Raw genomic sequence first — 17,095 nt, 5'->3', positions numbered from 1 at the left:
GGGGCGCTCAAGGGGTGAACCCCCCATCTCGCCCGTACCGTCGTTGGCATGACGCATATCGACGCGGGCGCCGAGCTCGACCCGGTCCACCCGGTGGAGCTGCCCACCGGACGCGCGACGGGTCTGACCGCCGCAGAGGTCGCCGAGCGAGTCGCACGCGGCGAGATCAACGACGTCCCCGTCCGCAGTTCCCGGTCCACCACCGAGATCGTCCGGGCGAACGTCTTCACCCGCTTCAACGCGATCATCGGCGTGCTCTGGGTGATCATGCTTTTCGTCGCGCCGATGCAGGACAGCCTCTTCGGCTACGTGATCATCGCCAACACGGGCATCGGCATCATCCAGGAGCTGCGCGCCAAGAAGACCCTGGACGGACTCGCGGTCATCGGCGAGTCCAAGCCGACCGTGCGGCGCGACGGCAGGGGCGCCGAGATCTCCACCTCCGAGATCGTCCTCGGCGACCTGGTGGAGCTGGGGCCAGGCGACAAGATCCCCGTGGACGGTGAGGCGGTCGAGACCGACAGCCTGGAGGTCGACGAGTCGCTCCTGACCGGTGAGGCGGACCCGGTCGTCAAGAAGCCCGGCGACAAGATGATGTCGGGCTCGTTCGTGGTCGCGGGCGGCGGCGCGTTCACCGCCACGAAGGTGGGCCGCGAGGCGTACGCGGCGCAGCTGGCCGAGGAGGCGAGCCGCTTCACGCTCGTCCACTCCGAGCTGCGCAACGGCATCTCCACGATCCTCAAGTACGTGACATGGCTGATGATCCCGACCTCCATCGGCCTCATCATCAGCCAGCTCGTCGTCAAGGACGACAACTTCAAGGAGTCCATCGCCTACACCGTGGGCGGGATCGTGCCCATGATCCCGGAGGGGCTCGTCCTCCTCACCTCGGTCGCCTTCGCCATAGGAGTCATCCGGCTCGGCCGCCAGCAGTGCCTGGTGCAGGAACTCCCCGCGATCGAGGGCCTGGCCCGCGTCGACACGGTCTGCCTGGACAAGACCGGCACCCTCACCGAGGGCGGCATGGACGTCACCGAGCTGCGCCCCCTCGGCGGCGCCGACGAGGCGTACGTACGCAAGGTCCTCGGGGCCCTCGGCGAATCCGACCCGCGGCCGAACGCGTCGCTCCAGGCGATCATCGACGCCTACCCCGACAGCGAGGAGTGGCGCTGCACCCAATCGCTGCCCTTCTCCTCCGCCCGCAAGTACAGCGGCGCCGCCTTCAGCGAGGGCGACGGCGACACCTCGGCGTGGCTGCTCGGCGCCCCCGACGTCCTGCTTCCCGACGGCGACCCGTCACTCGCCGAGATCGAGGACCTCAACCAGCAGGGCCTGCGCGTGCTGCTCCTGGCCCGCGCGGCCGGTGAACTCGACGACGCCGACGTGGCCGCGGGAGCCGAGGCCACCGCCCTGGTCGTCCTGGAGCAGCGCCTTCGCCCGGACGCCGCCGACACCCTGCGCTACTTCGAGGAGCAGGACGTAAGGGCCAAGGTCATCTCCGGCGACAACGCGGTCTCGGTGGGCGCGGTCGCCGGAAAGCTGGGCCTGCCGGGCGCGGAGAACACCGTGGACGCCCGCCGCCTGCCCACGGAGCACGACGAGATGGCCAAGGCCCTGGACGCCAACTCCGTCTTCGGCCGTGTCACCCCGCAGCAGAAGCGCGACATGGTGGGCGCCCTCCAGTCACACGGCCACACGGTCGCGATGACCGGCGACGGCGTGAACGACGTACTGGCCCTGAAGGACGCCGACATCGGCGTCTCGATGGGCTCGGGCTCGGAGGCGACGCGGGCGGTGGCCCAGATCGTGCTCCTGAACAACAGCTTCGCGACGCTGCCCTCGGTGGTCGCGGAGGGCCGCCGGGTCATCGGCAACATCACGCGGGTCGCGACGCTGTTCCTGGTGAAGACCGTCTACTCGGTCGTCATCGCGCTGCTCGTGGTCTGCTCGCAGGTGGAGTACCTGTTCCTGCCACGCCACTTGACGCTGCTCTCGACCCTGACGATCGGCGTCCCGGCCTTCTTCCTCGCCCTCGCGCCCAACAAGGAGCGGGCCAAGCCCCACTTCGTACGAAGGGTCATGCGGTACGCGATCCCGGGCGGTGTCGTCGCGGGCGTCGCCACCTTCTGTACGTACCTGCTGGCGCGCCACCACTACACGGGCGAGGGAGCGCGGGAAGCCGAGACCAGCGCGGCCACGCTTGCGCTGTTCCTGATCGCCATGTGGGTGCTCGCGATCATCGCCCGCCCCTACACGTGGTGGCGGCTCGGTCTGATCGGCGCGATGGGTCTCGGCTTCCTGCTGGTGCTCACCGTTCCGTGGCTCCAGGACTTCTTCCAGCTGAAGCTGGTGGGCGCGACGATGCCGTGGGCGGCGGTCGCGATCGCGGCGGTGGCCTCACTGGTGATCGAGGTCATCTACCGCTGGGTGGACCGCCGCTTTCCGGCGTAGCCGTTCAAGGGTAGTTACTAGTTGACGTCCACGAAGTCGCTCGTCGACGTGACGGCCGGGGTCGTGGACGTACCGGCGAAGACGTAGCGGTAGTAGCCGTCCGCGGTGGCCTTCACGGTCGTCTTCAGGTTGCCCTTGGTGTCGGACGTGATGGTCTTCAGGGTGGAGTAGGAGGCCGCACCCTTCTTCTTGTACTGGAGCTTCACCGACTGCTTGGTGTAGCCCGCGTACTTGAGGGTGTCCCAGTTGGCGCGGGTCAGGGCGCCCTTGACCGTGAGGGTCTTGCCCTTCTTGATGGGCTCCGGGGAGGCGTTGGTGGTGAGGCGGGCGTTGCGCTGGATGCTGGCGTAGCCGAACGTGTCCTTGGTGACGAAGTCGCCGTCGTTGCCGATCGCGTTCGCCGACACCTTCCACTTGCCGGCCAGGATGTTGCTGTAGAGGTCGAGCTTCGGGTCGACCGTGACGTTGACCGTGCAGGTGGAGGTGGTCGCGTCGACGACCTTGCACGTGGCCCCGTCCTCAGCGGAGAAGAGCAGGCCGTCGATGTCGCTCTCGATGTCCGAGCCGTGCCACAGCATGGCATCGGCGTCGTAGATGCCCTCGGGGTCGGTCGCCGTGATGGCGACGGTGAACTTCTTCTTCTCGGTGGTGCCGACCACGATGTTCTTGCCACCGTTGACGGCGACCTTCGTGATCTTGGTGTCGCCTATGGACTCGTCGACGGGGGCGTTGGCTTTGAAGGGCGCGAACTTCGGGGCGTTCGGCTCGTCGGCGGCCTGGGCGGCCGGGACGACGAGTGCGGAAAGGGCCAGGGTGCCGGTCAGTGCGGCCACGGTGGCACGGATGCGCATGTGTTTCCCCAGGTGGGAAGGGGGCGCCGCGGTGTATGGGGGTTGTCACGCGAAGCCCAGTGGTCTAGGAGTCTGTTGACTCGGAAGATCAGACCCTTGACATGGACCTCTGGTTGTACGGGAAGTGAAGATTTCGTGACCGAGCTCTGGAGCGCGGGATCCAACGGGCCCTGAAGGGGCGCGGGGAACTACGCGACCAGCCACCACGCCCCGCGGACGAGTCAGTCGAACCAGCGGTCCCGCTCCAGCTCATCCGTCCGGGAGGGATCCTCAAGGAGCGCCGCGACCTCGAAGCGGCGCGGCCACTGGCCCGCCGCCCAGGCGAGACCGGCGGCGACGCCCTCAAGCGTGGCAGCGTGGAGGGTGCCGTCCGGCGTCCGCCGCCAGTCCAGCTCGACGTCACCGGCGAACAGCTCCTCGTACTCGACGTACGTCTCCGGGGTGGCCGGACCGAGCAGAGTCCGCACCGAATCCGGCACCGGATGCTCGGCGCCGTCCCCCGAAGGCTCCTGAGCCGCCGTCTCACTCAGCCTGCGCACCTGGAACAGCTCGGCCAGGTCCCCAGCCTTTCGAGGCTGCACGGGCAGCAGCGCCACGCCCCCGGCGAGCGGCAGCAGGTCCGGCGCGTCGGCGACGACCGCGTCCGCCACGTCGACCACCACGACCTCACCGTCCACGACGGCCCGCACCTCGTCCGGCAGCGTCACCTGCTCCGGGTCCAGATCGGCCAGGGCGCCGTACAGCGCGTGCAGTTGGGCCGCCGAAACGGTCCTCTCCGGGTCCGCGAGCCGGTCCAGCAGCTCGGCCGCGCCGCCGGGCTCCTCCAGGAGCGCGGCGACCGACGTACGGACACCGAGAGCACGCAGCACCTGCTCGTCGTCGAAACCGGAGGCGTCGGCGGCGTCGTAGAGCCCTTCGAGCAGCGGGTCGCCGCCCGATGCCCGCAGACCGGCAGGACGCCGTCCGCCGAGCACCGGATTCCCGCGCAGCCACCAGGCCGTGTACGAACGGACAGTCTGCGTCGTGCCGTCCGGGAGCAGGATCCGCAGCGGCTGCGTGAGGGCGTCCCGCAGCGGCGGGCGCGAGAGCATCGCGAGGGCCTGCGGCCAGCAGTCCTCGTCCACCAGATCCAGATCCCGTACGGCGATGATCTCGGTGGCGACCGGCGGAACGGGAGTCTCCGGCAGCCGGTCGAGCACGTCCTCGGCCCACACGTCGACCGCGTCGAGCAGACCGGCGTCATCGGGCTCGGCGAAGTCGCCCTCGCGGGGGTCGAGTTCGTCGGGGTCGAGCACGACGTCCGTGGCGCGGACAAGGGCGAACGTGGCGAGCACGCCGCACGCGGCGAGGGGCTGCTCGCCCCAGCGGTCGGCGAGCTCGGCGTCCACCGAGGCGAGTTCGTCCTCGCGCATGACCTGCGCGAAGGGGCTGCCGGGGAAGACGAGTTCACCGGCAGGGGCGAGGTCGCCGTCCTCGTCGTCGGGGAGTGCGAGTGCGCCGAGCCAGGGCTCGTCGCCGGGTGCGAGGTTCGCGTCGCGGACGAGCGAGAGCACGATGTCCGCGAGCTCCTCGGCGTCGAGCGCGTCCTCGTCCCACGTGTCGTCGTCGAGGGACGCGGCCACGGCGGCACGGACCTGCGGGGTCGTCAGGACGGCGCGCGGCGTGGCGGGCAGGGCGCCGAGCTTCTCCAGAAGGGGATGTACGGCGTCGGGGTGGGCGACCTTCAGACCGAGGCGGACGAGCGCGGCCGGGTCGCTGTCGTCGCCGATGACGGGCAGGAGGATCTGGCGGGGCCCGATGGTGGTGCGCCCGTCGGCGAGGGGGACGGGAAGCCCCGTCAGGCGGTCGGGGTCGACACCGGCAAGTGTGTCGTACAGCCGTCGCCACCAGCCCGGCTCCCGTTCAAGACCGGCGAGGCGGTCGATCGCCTCGGTCAGCGGGAGGCGGGCGACGCCGAGGGTGCGCAGCTCGGCGCGCCGTTCGAGCCCGGCGGGCAGCAGGCTGGGCAGGACATCGGCGAGAACGCGTACGGTATCGGCGCCCGCGCCCTCCACGACCTCCGCGTCACGGGGCCGCAGCGCGACGGGCAGCTGCCACTCGGGTACGTCCGGGTCGTCGTCCTGCGGTGCGGGCTCGACGGCGGGCGGCAGGAACGCGGTGCGGGGCAGCCGGTCGAGGACGGCCTGGCGCAGGGCGCCGTCGAGCTCGCTCTTGCCGAGCGGTCCCGGGACGAGGCTGATGATGCCTTCCCCGACGGGCCGCCAGTCGGCGAGCAGTTCGGCGTACGCGTCGGCCGCGCGCTGCACCAGGAAGTCCGTGAGGGGCCCGGGCGCCGCGTGCCGCCGGGTGGTGTCGAGCGGGAACGAGGCGATGAGCAGGGCGGGCACGCCGAGGGGCTCGTCGCTCGGGGTCGGCGCGTGCAGGACGGGGGCGCTGCGGGGCGGCTGCGGGGCGCCTTCGCGGTCGGTGGGAACGGCCCAGGTGACGGACCAGTGGGGTCGCAGCCGCTCTTCGACGGGCCGGTCGGCGAGGAGTTCCGGCTCCAGGGGGCCCTGGTGGCTGACGAGGCGCCACCGGGTGTCGCCGTCACGGGTGTCGAAGACATCCACGTAGCCGGGCTCGGCGGTGCGGCGCAGGGTGCGGGGGGCGTGGTCGCCGACCTGGACGACGACTTCCTCAAGGCCAGGGAGGGCGAGGAGAAGCGCGTCGTCGATGCCCTCCAGGAGCCGTACGACGAGGTCCTCGGCGGCGGCGTCGCGCAGGGGCAGGATGACGACGGTGTCGTAGCCGTCGGGGGCGGTCCCTTCGGCGGCGAAGGGCAGCCGAAGGAGAGGCACGTGCCCGTCGCGCCTGCGGACCTCGTCCCCGAGGCCGGGGCTGAACCGGGCGGTCTCGGCAGCGAGTTCGCGGGCTTCGGTCAGCGACCACCGGACTCCGCCCGTACGCCCGACGACGGCGGGCTCGTCGGAGACGGCGAGCACGGCGGCGAAGCCGACGCCGAAGCGGCCGACGGCGCCGTTGTTCCGCTCCTCGTTCTGCTCCTCCCGCTTGGCGGACGCGCGGAGGGTGGAGAGGGACTCGACGCCGGTGGCGTCGAGGGGGGCGCCGTTGTTGGCGGCGGCGAGCACTCCGTCCCGGAGGGTGAGGGCGAGGCGGCCCGGGGTGCCGGTCCTCGCTGCCGCGTCGGCGGCGTTCTGGGCGAGCTCGACGATCAGGCGGTCCCGGTAGCCGCCGAGGGCGAGGTCCTCCTCGGCGTTGGCGTCCTCACGGAACCGGGCCGGGCTGGCGGCCCAGGCGTCGAGGACTCCCCGGCGGAGCCGTGCCGTGCCGAACGGGTCAGTACCCTCGGCCGCCGGCCGCACGGTCTTGCTCACGGTGTCGTCTCCCTCGCTCGGTTCGCGGGCCGAACCGTACCGCGTCCTGGGGTTTCCCCGATGGGCGGTCCGTTCCCCAGTGGCCGGGTGTGGCCCACGGGGGCGCTGCGCTGGGCTTGCGCGGATCGTCCACGGGCCGGCGAACTCTCCCTTCCGGGACACGGCAGCGGGCGTGCGCCGCTCTCTCGCGGGCCGACGGACGGCTCCTGCCCGGGTGCTTCACGGGGCGGGTGTACGTCACCTGCGGGTCCGCGGTCGCCCACTACCCGCGCTCCGCGCGGAACTTTCCCGCCCACCCGCCCGATCGCCCCGCATCGCGCGGTGCGCGTAGGTGCGGTGGATCCGCGCGGTGTGGCGTGGGGACGGAGTGCCACCCGCGGGTCAGTGGGCACCTTTCCCGCGCTCCGCGCGGGGTGTCTCCCGCCCACCCACCCGATTACCCCGGGTCAACGGGTGGGCGGGCGGGCAAAACTCGCGCGAAGCGCGAAAAGGCACCACCCACCGAGCTAAGCGAAAGAATCCAGCCCAGCCTGAACCCACCCAGCGGGAGGACCCAAAACCCCGCGCAGAGCGCGGAAACCCGATCAGCCCCACCCGGGGCACCCGGGGCACCCCCAACCCCGTCACCCCCAGCGGGAGCTCAGGAGTGGCCGAGATCCTCCCCCGCCCCCACCAACGGCACCGACCCCGAGTCCGCAGCGGGCCGCAGCGGCAGGACGTCCACCCGGGTCTCGTCGAGGACCGGCGCGGCCGGCCGCGTCGGTGTCGGCATCACGGCCGCCTCCGAGTGGCCCCCGCAGCCGTACGCGAGGGACACGACATGCCCGTCCGCGGGACCGAACTCATTCGCACACACCCCGAACGCCTGCCCGAGCGATCCGCCGATCGGGGCAAGGAAGCCACAGCTGACGCAGGACGCGGGCGCGGCCTGCGCCATCGCCGTCTTCGCGCCGTGCGACTCCTCCCAGCGATCGGCCGCGGCATGCAGCCCGTACCGGGAAAGGACGCGCGCCCGGCGCATGCCGAGTTCGTCCGCGAGCGCGGCGATCGAGCCACGCGCGGGCGCCGACGGCAGCTCGGCGGGCGGGCCCTCGGTGATCTCGGCGTCCTCCGCCTCGACCAGCTCCGCCATCTCCTCCGAGAACACGGAGTTCGGCGGCGGCTCCTCCTCGCCGGAGTATCCGGGTTCGAGGCGCAGGTCCTCGGCGTCGGTCGGCAGCAGGTCCCCGGGGCCCATGTCGCCGGGGCGGAGCCGCTCGCTCCAGGGCACCCACTCGGGTGCGAGCAGCGCGTCGGGCCCAGGAAGCAGCACCGTCTCGTCGAGCGTGACGATCTTGCCGCGCGAGGCGCGGGCCACCGTCACGGCCCAGCGCCAGCCCCGGTAGCCGAAGTCCTTGCACTCGAACAGGTGCGTGACGACGCGGTCGCCCTCGACCACGACCTCCACATGCTCACCGACCACACCGGGTGCGGCGGTCTCCTCGGCCGCTTCCCTGGCCAGTCCCACCGCCTCGGCGCACAGGCGGTCGGGAGTACGCGGGGTACGCGGGGTACGGCTTCGCGTTGTCGCTGCGCTCACAGGTATCGCTTCTCCATTACGCCGTCTCACGAGTGCGCCACCCATACGCGGGGGTGCGGACGGAGCGGACCTGAGGGCCGCGTCGACGTCCGCGCCCGAACGTCCTCGGGCGCACCTACGTCATCCATTCTGCGGGATGACCGAGAGGCGCGCGGCCAAGAACAACCGCCGCAGGCGCGCTACGCACGCTACCTTCTCCTGGCCCCTGGGCCTACACCGGCGTGCCCGGCCCCTGCGTCGAGGCCCAGCTCTGTTGCCGCTTCGCGGTGGTTTCGCCACCCCTCACACAAGCGCCCCGTGACAGGTTTATCGACCGCCCGCCCGATTGCCCCACAGCGTATGCGCACTAGTACACGCCATTAAGGGGCACTATGACGAGGTGGCTGCCGCGCGGTTGTCGTCCCAGGGAGTGAGCGGACGTCGCCCGGTACTGAACCGGGCCGCCCGCTGGGTCGGCCGCGCCCTGCACCTGCCTTTCACCGGCACGGCCCGCGGTATCCGCAAGGCCACGCACGCCCACGGCGCGGGCGAGTCGGGGCTCGGCAAGCTCATCGAACTGCACGCCGTGAACGGCGCCGGCGACGTCATGATCACCATCGCGCTCGCCTCGACCGTCTTCTTCTCCGTGCCGACCGACGAGGCCCGCGGCCGTGTCGCCCTCTATCTCGCCATCACCATGGCGCCCTTCACTCTCCTCGCCCCCGTCATCGGCCCCCTCCTGGACCGCCTCCCGCACGGCCGCCGCTACGCGATGGCAGCCGCCATGCTGGCCCGCGCCCTGCTCGCCCTGCTCCTTTCCGAGGCGGTGATCACCGGGAGCCTGGAGCTCTATCCCGCCGCGCTCGGCGTCCTGGTCGCCTCCAAGGCGTACGGGGTCGTACGAAGTGCCGTGGTGCCCCGGCTGCTGCCCAGAGGCTTCTCCCTGGTCAAGGCCAATTCGAGAGTCACGCTCGGCGGGCTGCTCGCCACCGGGCTCGCGGCCCCTGTCGGCGCGGGGCTCCAGGCGCTCGGGCCGCGCTGGCCGCTGTACGGCGCCTTCGTCATCTTCATCGTCGGAATGCTCCTGTCCCTCTCCCTGCCGTCCAAGGTCGACTCGGCGAAGGGCGAGCACAAGGCGCTGCTCGCGGCCGACGAGGAGCACCTGCATCTGCACGCCCGCGTCGAAGCCGCGACGGACACGTCCAAGAAGCGGCGCCTCGGCCTGCGTACGGTCGGGCCCGCCGTCACGCACGCCCTCACCGCGAACGCGTCACTGCGCTGTCTCTCCGGCTTCCTCATCTTCTTCCTCGCCTTCCTGCTGCGCGAGGAACCGCTCGGCGGCCAGAGCGCCGCGGTGTCCCTGGGGATAGTGGGAGTCGCCGCCGGAGCGGGCAACGCGCTCGGCACCGCCGTCGGCGCGGGCCTGAGATCGCGGGCGCCGGAGGTCATCATCGTGACCGTCGTCGGTGTGGCCCTCGGCGTGGCGATCACCGCCGCGGTGTTCTTCGGGGCGGTGGGCGTCGCCTGTCTGGGCGCGGTGGCGGGTTTCGCGCAGGCCATGTCGAAGCTGTCCCTGGACGCGCTGATCCAGCGGGACGTACCGGAAGAGGTGCGGACCTCCGCGTTCGCCCGTTCGGAGACCATCCTTCAGGTGGCGTGGGTGGTGGGCGGCGGAATCGGCATGGCCCTGCCGCTGAACGGGGCACTGGGGCTCTCGGTGGCCGCGGCGATCGTCGGACTCGGCTGGCTGACGACCGCGCGGGGCCTGCTCTCGGCGGCCCGGCACGGCGGTAAGCAGAGGCCGCGAGTGGCGTGAGCCCGCACCGCGAGTGACGTGAGCCCGGCGACGTAAGCGGCCTGAGCCCGGCACAGTGAGTGGGGTGAGTCCGAGACCGTGAGGGGCATGAGCCCGGCACCGCGAGTGGCCTGACCCCGTCGGCGTAAGTGGCCCGAGCCCGGCACCGTGAGTGGCCCGAGCCCGACGACGTAAGTGGCGTGAGCCCGACAAATCAACAGGTGCGGCACGCCGCGACCCCCACGTGGCGAGACGGCACGGGGTGCCCGATAGCCTTCGCCCATGACCTCCCTGCTCCGCGGCGGAGCCGCACACGTTCACAGCTCGGCGCGCCGCCGCCGTTCCGTGGCCGCCATTGGCGCTGTCTCCGCCGGACTCCTCGTCCTGTCGGCCTGCGACAAGCCGACGCCCCTCGCCACCGTCACGGTCGGCAGCGACTCGGTGAACACCGAGGCCTCCTGCTACAACGACGGCAAGGAGCTCGACCAGTCCCAGCTGCAGGGCTGCCTCAAGGACACGGACGTCAAGTCCATCAAGGTCGACCCCGACGAGAAGGTCCGCTTCGGCGTCGACCCCGAGGTCGCCGAGAAGGGCTGGACGCTCCTGATGAACGGTCAGCCGCTCACCGAGGCCAGCAAGAAGACGTACGTCGTCATCCCCGGCAGCGTCTTCTTCAACCAGCAGTACGGCGGCGGCGCCAAGTCGACCACCGTCAGCCTGCTCGAGGGCGGCAAGGGCTCGACCGCCAAGGCGACGGGCCTGTGGTCGTTCAAGCTCGAGAAGGACGCCTGACCGAGTCCTCGGTGTCCCCCCTCCGGATTCTGGTGGCCACCGCCGTCCCCGCCGAACGGGACGCGGTGGCGAGCCGCCTGCCCCCGTACGCCGACGCCGTCGCTGTCGGCGTCGGCCCCGCGGCCGCCGCGGCGCACACGGCGGCGGCCCTCGCACGCACCCCGTACGACCTCGTGATCTCCGCCGGAATCGGCGGCGGCTTCCAGCCCGACGCGGCCATCGGCTCCCTCGTGCTCGCCGAAGAGATCACCACGGCGGATCTGGGCGCCGAGACGCCCGACGGCTTCCTGCCCGTAACCGAACTCGGGTTCGGTGCCGTCACCCACCAGCCGCCCGTTTCCCTCGTACGGGACATGGCCGCTGCCTGCGGCGCTCTCACCGGCACCGTCCTGACCGTCTCCACCGTGACCGGCTCCGCCGAGCGCGCCGCCGAGCTGCGGCGGCGCCATCCGCGGGCACTTGCCGAGGCGATGGAGGGATTCGGCGTCGCCGAGGCCGCCGCCGCGTACGCACTGCCCGCCCTGGAGATTCGCGCGATCTCCAACGCCGTCGGGCCGCGGGACCGCGGAGCCTGGCGGATCGGCGAGGCGCTCGGCGCGCTGGGAGGCGCGTTCGGGAAATTCGCGCCCGTACTGGAGAGTTGGAAACGGCATGACTGAATCACCCACGCAGCACGCGACCCCGGACACGAACTCGGGCTCAGGCTCGGACCCGGACGCGCTGCAGATCGCCTACTCGCCCTGCCCCAACGACACCTTCGTCTTCGACGCCTGGGCCCACGGGCGGGTGCCCGGCGCGCCCGGACTCGACGTGACGTTCGCCGACATCGACATCACCAACGGCATGGCCGAGCGCGGCGAGTTCGACATCCTGAAGGTGTCGTACGCCGTTCTGCCCTACGTCCTCGACGAGTACGCCCTGCTGCCGTGCGGCGGGGCGCTCGGGCGCGGCTGCGGTCCGCTGGTGCTCACCCGGGAGGCCGGGGTCGATCTCACCGGCAAGACCGTCGCGGTGCCGAGCGAGAAGTCGACGGCGTACCTGCTGTTCCGGCTCTGGGCCGCGGACACCCTGGCCGGTGACGGCGTGGGCGAGATCGTGGTGCTGCCCTTCGACCAGATCATGCCCGCGGTGCGGGACGGCAAGGTCGACGCGGGGCTCGTCATCCACGAGGCGCGCTTCACCTATCAGAACTACGGGCTCAACCGCCTCGCCGACATGGGCGAGCACTGGGAGAAGACCACGGGCCTGCCCATCCCCCTCGGCGCGATCATCGCCAAGCGGTCACTCGGCGAGGAGCGCCTGCGGCAGCTCGCGGACACCGTCCGCACGTCGGTGCGGATGGCCTGGGACGACCCCGAGGCCTCGCGTCCCTACGTGCAGGAGCACGCGCAGGAGATGGATCCGGCGGTCGCCGACCAGCACATCGGTCTGTACGTGAACGAGTTCACGGCCGACCTGGGCGAGAACGGCTACGCGGCGATCCGCGGACTCCTCACGCGCGCGGCGGCGGAGGGGCTCGTACCGCCCCTCGCGCCCGACGCACTCTCCTTCGGCTGACAGTTCGGCTGACAGTCCGGCCGGTAGATCGGCCGACGATTCGGCCGGTGATTCGGCCGATATCCACAGGCCCTGCGGCCGGTATCTACACGTCCAGCTGGTCGGCGACAGCGCGCAGCAGGCCCGCGATCTTCGCGCCCGACGCCTTGTCGGGGTAGCGCCCCTTCTCCAGCATCGGCGTGATGTTCTCCAGAACGGTCGTCAGGTCCTGGACGATGGACGCCAGTTCGTCGGGCTTGCGCCGCTGGGCGGCGGCCACGGACGGCGTCGGGTCGAGGATCGCCACCGACAGGGCCTGGTCACCGCGCTGGCCCGCCACGACGCCGAACTCGACGCGCTGACCGGGCTTGAGTGTCTCGACACCTGAGGGCAGTACGGAGGAGTGCACGAAGACGTCGCCGCCGTCATCGCGGGAGAGAAAGCCGAAGCCCTTCTCACTGTTGAACCACTTGACCTTGCCGGTAGGCACGTGAAGTCCTCGTCCTCGTACTTGTCGTCGTACGCGTCTATGCCGCGGAAAAACGGCTCTGGATAGCACTACAGCGGGTCGCCCGACCCGCCGGAACCAAGAATATTGGTCCCGGGGCCGGTGACAAGACGTCCCCGGATTCTTCCTTCGGGCTGGGAACTACCCTGGTCGGGTGCGTGACAAAACCCAAGCGAATTCCGCCGGACCGGGCGATGGCCTGGTCCGTACCGGAGCGATCGTCTTCTTCGTCGGAGCCGTGGCCACTCTGGTCACGGTGGCCCCACTGTTCCTCGGCACCGACCCCTTCCCATCCATCGCGTACGCGGTGTGCATGCTGATGGGCGTCGGATTCGTCATCGCCGTGGCAGGAGTGCTGCGCGGTATCGCCGTTCAGCGCCGACAGGCGAAATCGGCGGCCACCTAGCGGCGGTCGGCTCCGGCGCCCGCGACGTACGCGTCGAGCCAGGCCGGGAACTCCGTCAGGTCGCTGAGCACGACGTCCGCGCCCGCCGCGCGCAGTTCCGCTGCGTCGCACGGACCGGTCGCCACCGCGACGGAGAGCGCGGACGCCGTACGCGCGCCGCGTACATCACCGGTGTGGTCACCGACGTACACCGCCGCGTCGTGCTCGCGCAGCGCGTCCGCCTTCGCCTCGGCCCACAGCCAGCCGATCACCGCGTCCGCCTCGATGCCCAGGTGCGCCAGGTGGAGCTTCGCGTTCGGCTCGTGCTTGGCGGTCACCACGATCGCCCGGCCGCCGTGGGAGCGCACGGCATCGACCGCCTCGCGGGCGCCGGGCATGGCGAGCGTGGGGGCGATGGCATATGTGGGATAGATCTCACGGTAGCGGTCGGCCGTCTCCTCGATCCGCTCCTCGGGGAACCAGTGGCGCAGCTCCTGCTCCAGGGGCGGGCCGAGCCGGGTGACCGCGAGATCGGCGTCTATGTACGTTCCTGTCTCGGCGGTCAGGGCCAGGAAGGCCTCCTTGATGCCGGGCCGGGAGTCGATCAGGGTCATGTCGAGGTCGAAGCCGACCGTCAGAGCGCGTGAGGTGGTCATAGGGCCATTGTGCCGAGGCCCGACAGCCGGGGCCGGGGGGCCAGGGACTCCCCCTTAGACTTAGCCGAGCCTTACCGCGCCTTCTCATGCTTCTTACCGCGCCTGCTCAGCCCTACTGAACCGAAACGAGCTCAGCCGATGCGTGTGCCAGCCAGACGCGCTGTCGCGATGACGGCGGCCGTCGTGGCCCTGCTGCTCGCGGTCCTGTTCAGCCTCTCCGTCGGCGCCCGCGCGATCGCGCCCTCCGCCGTCATCGACGCGCTCCTGCACGGCGGGCACAGCGACGCCGCCGAGGTCATCCGCGAGATGCGGGTGCCGCGCACGCTCATCGGCCTGATGGTCGGCGCCGCGCTCGCCCTCGCCGGCACGGTCCTCCAGGGCATCACCCGCAACCCCATCGCCGACCCCGGCATCCTCGGCGTCAGCCAGGGCGCTTCGGTGGGCGTGGTCATGGCGATCGCGTTCGCGGGCGTGCACACCCTGACCGGGTACGTCTGGTACGCCTTCGTCGGCGCGGGCATCGCGTCCGTCGCGGTGTACGCGATCGCCGCGAGCGGAAGGGGCGGGGCGACCCCCGTGAAGCTCGCCCTGGGCGGCGCCGCGATCAACGCGCTCCTCGTCTCGCTGACCACCGCGATCCTCACCACCAAGGCGTCGGCCCTGGACGAGTTCCGCTTCTGGCAGGTGGGCTCGCTCTCCGGGCGGGACGCGGAGATCGTCGGGCAGATCTGGCCGTTCCTGCTCGTGGGACTCGTTCTCGTGCTGTCCGTGGCCCGGGGGCTCGACGCGCTCGCCCTCGGCGAGGACGTGGCCAAGGGGCTCGGGCAGAAGGTCGCGACCGTGCGGATCGTCGGGGGGCTCGGGGCGACCGTGCTCACGGGGGCGGGCGTCGCCGCCGCCGGGCCCATCGCGTTCATCGGGCTCGCGGTCCCGCACATCGCTCGCGCGATCGTGGGCAGTGATCATCGCTGGGTGCTGCCCATGGCCGCTGTCCTGGGGCCGGTCATGCTGCTCGTCTCCGACACCGTGGGGCGCGTCGTCTTTCCGCCGAGTGAGGTGCCTGCCGGGGTGATGACCGCGCTCATCGGGGTGCCGTTCCTCGTGACCCTGGTGCGCCGGAAGGCGGTCGCGGCATGACCAACCGTTGCGGGCAGGCGTTGCGCGGGGCGGAACGGGTGGGTACGACCACCGCGGCGGGGCAGCCGACGAAGCAGCGCCCGGCCGGGTACTCGGTCCTACGGCTCGGCAGAGCCGCGTTCCTGGTGCACCGCAGGGCAGCTGCGATCGCCGTGCTCCTGACGCTGCTCCTGGCTGCCGGCTGCCTCGCCTACCTCTGCGTGGGCGAGGCCTTCGTCCCGCCCGGCGAGGTCCTGAAGGTCCTGACGGGGCGGCCGTCACCGGACGAACTGGTCGTGGGAACGCTGCGCGAACCCCGTCTGGTCGTGGGCCTCCTCGTCGGCGCTGCCTTCGGCGTCGCGGGCGGGCTCATCCAGACCGTCGCCCGCAACCCCCTGGCCAGCCCCGACATCATCGGCATCAGCCAGGGCGCGAGCGCCCTGACGGTGGGAGCGATGACCCTCGGGGTCACCTCCGCCACCGTCCTGCCCTGGCTCTCGGTGCTCGGCGGTATCGCCGCGGCCGCTCTCGTGTACGTCTTCGCCTGGCGCGGCGGCCTGCACGCCACGCGCTTCGTGCTCATCGGCATCGGCTTCGCGATCGCCCTGCGCTCCATCACCACGCTCTTCATGACCAAGGGCGACTACCTCGTCGCCCAGCAGGCGCAGATCTGGATGACGGGCTCGCTCAACGGCCGTGGCTGGGCGGAGGCCGAACCGCTCGCCCTGGCCCTGCTCGTCCTGCTCCCGTTCGTGTTCTGGGCCGCCCGCGCCCAGCGCTCGGTGACCATGGACGATGACACGGCGACCGCGCTCGGGGTGCGCCTGGGGCACGTACGGCTCGGTCTCGTCCTGCTCGGCGTCGTCCTCGCCTCCGTGGCGACCGGCGCCGCGGGGCCCGTCGACTTCGTGGCGCTGCTCGCCCCGCAGATCGCCCGCAGGATGACCCGCACCGCGCAGATCCCGCTGTTCTGCTCGGCGCTGCTCGGTTCGCTGATCATGGTCGTCGCGGACCTGCTCGCCCGGCGGCTCTTCTCGCCGACCGAGCTGCCGGTCGGGGTTCTCACGGCGGCCGTCGGAGCCCCGTACCTGATCTGGCTGATCGTAAGAAGCCACGGCGTCCGGTCCGGCAGCCGTTCCGTCGGAAATGGAGGCACCCAGTGACCGCCGCCCGCCTCAGCGCCCGCGAGCTGACCCTCGCCTACGAGGACCGCGAAGTCGTGCACGAGCTCGACCTCGCGATTCCCGACGGCAAGGTCACGGTCATCGTCGGCCCCAACGCCTGCGGGAAGTCGACGACCCTGCGCGCCCTCGGCCGCCTCCTCAAGCCCAAGAGCGGCGCCGTCCTGCTCGACGGCGACGCGCTCACCAAGCTGCCGACCAAGAAGATCGCCCAGCAGGTCGGGCTGCTCCCGCAGACGCCGGTCGCCCCCGAGGCGATCACCGTCGCCGACCTCGTCGCGCGCGGGCGCCAGCCGCATCAGCACTGGTGGCAGCAGTGGTCCGACGAGGACGAGCGGGCCGTGACGGAGGCGATGGAACGTACCGACGTCGCCACGCTCGCCGAACGGTCCGTGGACGAGCTGTCGGGCGGTCAGCGCCAGCGGGTGTGGATCGCGATGGCCATCGCGCAGGAGACGGACATCCTGCTCCTGGACGAGCCGACGACGTATCTGGACATCGCGCACCAGGTGGAAGTGCTCGATCTGGTCCGGCAGCTGGCCGCGCCCGCCCCGGACGGCGAGCGGGGACGGACCGTGGTCGTGGTGCTGCACGACCTCAACCAGGCCGCCCGGTACGCCGATCACCTCGTCGCCATGAAGGCGGGCCGCATCGTCGCGGAGGGCGCGCCCGCCGATGTCGTCACCGAGGATCTCGTACGCGAGGTGTTCGGTCTGGAGTGTGTGGTGGTACCGGATCCGGTGACGGGGTCGCCCCTGGTCGTCCCGGGGGCTCCGTGGGTCGCCCAGTCGCGCCCGCGCCCCTCGTCCGACCGGAAGACGGCCCCCAAGCCATGACCACCATGATCGCCATGATCGCCGTGACTCCGACGCAGCAGTAGTAGCTGCCGAGC

14 protein-coding genes are annotated in these 17,095 nt (G+C 71.4%); 9 read left to right on the top strand and 5 right to left on the bottom strand.

Annotated features, from left to right (window positions below; all coding sequences use genetic code 11):
• Positions 1-48 precede the first annotated feature (48 nt).
• Positions 49-2,451, top strand: a complete 2,403-nt coding sequence (locus tag ACZ5CR_RS29155) for a cation-translocating P-type ATPase (protein ID WP_468862693.1) — start codon at positions 49-51, stop codon at positions 2,449-2,451.
• 17 nt (positions 2,452-2,468) lie between these two features.
• Here ACZ5CR_RS29155 and ACZ5CR_RS29150 read toward each other — a convergent pair whose 3' ends face one another.
• From ACZ5CR_RS29150 to ACZ5CR_RS29140, 3 genes are all read right to left on the bottom strand, one after another.
• Positions 2,469-3,302, bottom strand: coding sequence for a DUF5707 domain-containing protein (locus ACZ5CR_RS29150; protein ID WP_468862690.1), 834 nt, complete (start codon positions 3,300-3,302; stop codon positions 2,469-2,471).
• 221 nt (positions 3,303-3,523) lie between these two features.
• Positions 3,524-6,676: a sacsin N-terminal ATP-binding-like domain-containing protein gene (locus ACZ5CR_RS29145; protein ID WP_468862688.1), complete on the bottom strand. Its 3,153-nt coding sequence runs from the start codon at positions 6,674-6,676 to the stop codon at positions 3,524-3,526.
• A gap of 640 nt (positions 6,677-7,316) precedes the next feature.
• Positions 7,317-8,255 carry a DUF3027 domain-containing protein gene (locus tag ACZ5CR_RS29140; RefSeq protein WP_468862686.1) on the bottom strand — a complete coding sequence of 313 codons (939 nt, stop codon included), beginning with the start codon at positions 8,253-8,255 and terminating at the stop codon, positions 7,317-7,319.
• A 409-nt stretch (positions 8,256-8,664) separates the two neighbouring features.
• Here ACZ5CR_RS29140 and ACZ5CR_RS29135 point away from each other — a divergent pair, with 409 nt between their 5' ends.
• From ACZ5CR_RS29135 to ACZ5CR_RS29120, 4 genes are all read left to right on the top strand, one after another.
• Complete coding sequence (locus tag ACZ5CR_RS29135; RefSeq protein WP_468862684.1) at positions 8,665-10,050, top strand: MFS transporter; 1,386 nt, start codon at positions 8,665-8,667, stop codon at positions 10,048-10,050.
• Between the two features lie 261 nt (positions 10,051-10,311).
• Complete coding sequence (locus tag ACZ5CR_RS29130; RefSeq protein WP_468862682.1) at positions 10,312-10,821, top strand: DUF2771 domain-containing protein; 510 nt, start codon at positions 10,312-10,314, stop codon at positions 10,819-10,821.
• Positions 10,791-11,480: a futalosine hydrolase gene (locus ACZ5CR_RS29125; RefSeq protein ID WP_468862680.1), complete on the top strand. Its 690-nt coding sequence runs from the start codon at positions 10,791-10,793 to the stop codon at positions 11,478-11,480. The genes ACZ5CR_RS29130 and ACZ5CR_RS29125 overlap by 31 nt, the downstream gene beginning before the upstream one ends.
• Entirely contained in the window at positions 11,473-12,378 is a 906-nt protein-coding gene (locus ACZ5CR_RS29120; protein WP_468862679.1) for a 1,4-dihydroxy-6-naphthoate synthase, read from the top strand. Before ACZ5CR_RS29125 ends, ACZ5CR_RS29120 begins: the two co-directional genes overlap by 8 nt.
• Before the next feature lie 85 nt (positions 12,379-12,463).
• On the opposite strand, the gene ACZ5CR_RS29115 is transcribed toward ACZ5CR_RS29120, so the two are convergent.
• Complete coding sequence (locus tag ACZ5CR_RS29115; RefSeq protein ID WP_389905124.1) at positions 12,464-12,847, bottom strand: cold-shock protein; 384 nt, start codon at positions 12,845-12,847, stop codon at positions 12,464-12,466.
• Positions 12,848-13,019: 172 nt separating this feature from the next.
• Here ACZ5CR_RS29115 and ACZ5CR_RS29110 point away from each other — a divergent pair, with 172 nt between their 5' ends.
• Positions 13,020-13,271 (top strand): hypothetical protein, encoded by a 252-nt coding sequence (locus ACZ5CR_RS29110; protein WP_453543964.1) that lies wholly within the window; start codon positions 13,020-13,022, stop codon positions 13,269-13,271.
• Here ACZ5CR_RS29110 and ACZ5CR_RS29105 read toward each other — a convergent pair.
• On the bottom strand, positions 13,268-13,906 hold the full coding sequence (locus ACZ5CR_RS29105) for an HAD family hydrolase (protein WP_468862676.1): 639 nt from the start codon (positions 13,904-13,906) through the stop codon (positions 13,268-13,270). The genes ACZ5CR_RS29110 and ACZ5CR_RS29105 overlap by 4 nt on opposite strands.
• 138 nt (positions 13,907-14,044) lie before the next feature.
• On the opposite strand from ACZ5CR_RS29105, the gene ACZ5CR_RS29100 reads away from it, so the two are divergent.
• The 3 genes from ACZ5CR_RS29100 to ACZ5CR_RS29090 are packed head-to-tail and all read left to right on the top strand — an operon-like array spanning position 14,045 to position 17,039.
• Positions 14,045-15,043: a FecCD family ABC transporter permease gene (locus tag ACZ5CR_RS29100; protein ID WP_468862674.1), complete on the top strand. Its 999-nt coding sequence runs from the start codon at positions 14,045-14,047 to the stop codon at positions 15,041-15,043.
• Positions 15,040-16,185 carry a FecCD family ABC transporter permease gene (locus tag ACZ5CR_RS29095; protein WP_468862672.1) on the top strand — a complete coding sequence of 382 codons (1,146 nt, stop codon included), beginning with the start codon at positions 15,040-15,042 and terminating at the stop codon, positions 16,183-16,185. Before ACZ5CR_RS29100 ends, ACZ5CR_RS29095 begins: the two co-directional genes overlap by 4 nt.
• Complete coding sequence (locus ACZ5CR_RS29090; RefSeq protein WP_468862669.1) at positions 16,182-17,039, top strand: ABC transporter ATP-binding protein; 858 nt, start codon at positions 16,182-16,184, stop codon at positions 17,037-17,039. The genes ACZ5CR_RS29095 and ACZ5CR_RS29090 overlap by 4 nt, the downstream gene beginning before the upstream one ends.
• Positions 17,040-17,095 lie beyond the last annotated feature (56 nt).

This window comes from Streptomyces sp. NPDC031274 (genome assembly GCF_055570235.1).
This window is presented reverse-complemented; position numbering and strand designations above follow the sequence as displayed.

Coding starts and splice junctions, on each gene's coding strand:
- ACZ5CR_RS29155 (WP_468862693.1), top strand. CDS start 49: ATGACGCATATCGACGCGGGCGCCGAGCTCGACCCGGTCCACCCGGTG.
- ACZ5CR_RS29150 (WP_468862690.1), bottom strand. CDS start 3,302: ATGCGCATCCGTGCCACCGTGGCCGCACTGACCGGCACCCTGGCCCTT.
- ACZ5CR_RS29130 (WP_468862682.1), top strand. CDS start 10,312: ATGACCTCCCTGCTCCGCGGCGGAGCCGCACACGTTCACAGCTCGGCG.
- ACZ5CR_RS29120 (WP_468862679.1), top strand. CDS start 11,473: ATGACTGAATCACCCACGCAGCACGCGACCCCGGACACGAACTCGGGC.
- ACZ5CR_RS29105 (WP_468862676.1), bottom strand. CDS start 13,906: ATGACCACCTCACGCGCTCTGACGGTCGGCTTCGACCTCGACATGACC.
- ACZ5CR_RS29100 (WP_468862674.1), top strand. CDS start 14,045: ATGCGTGTGCCAGCCAGACGCGCTGTCGCGATGACGGCGGCCGTCGTG.
- ACZ5CR_RS29095 (WP_468862672.1), top strand. CDS start 15,040: ATGACCAACCGTTGCGGGCAGGCGTTGCGCGGGGCGGAACGGGTGGGT.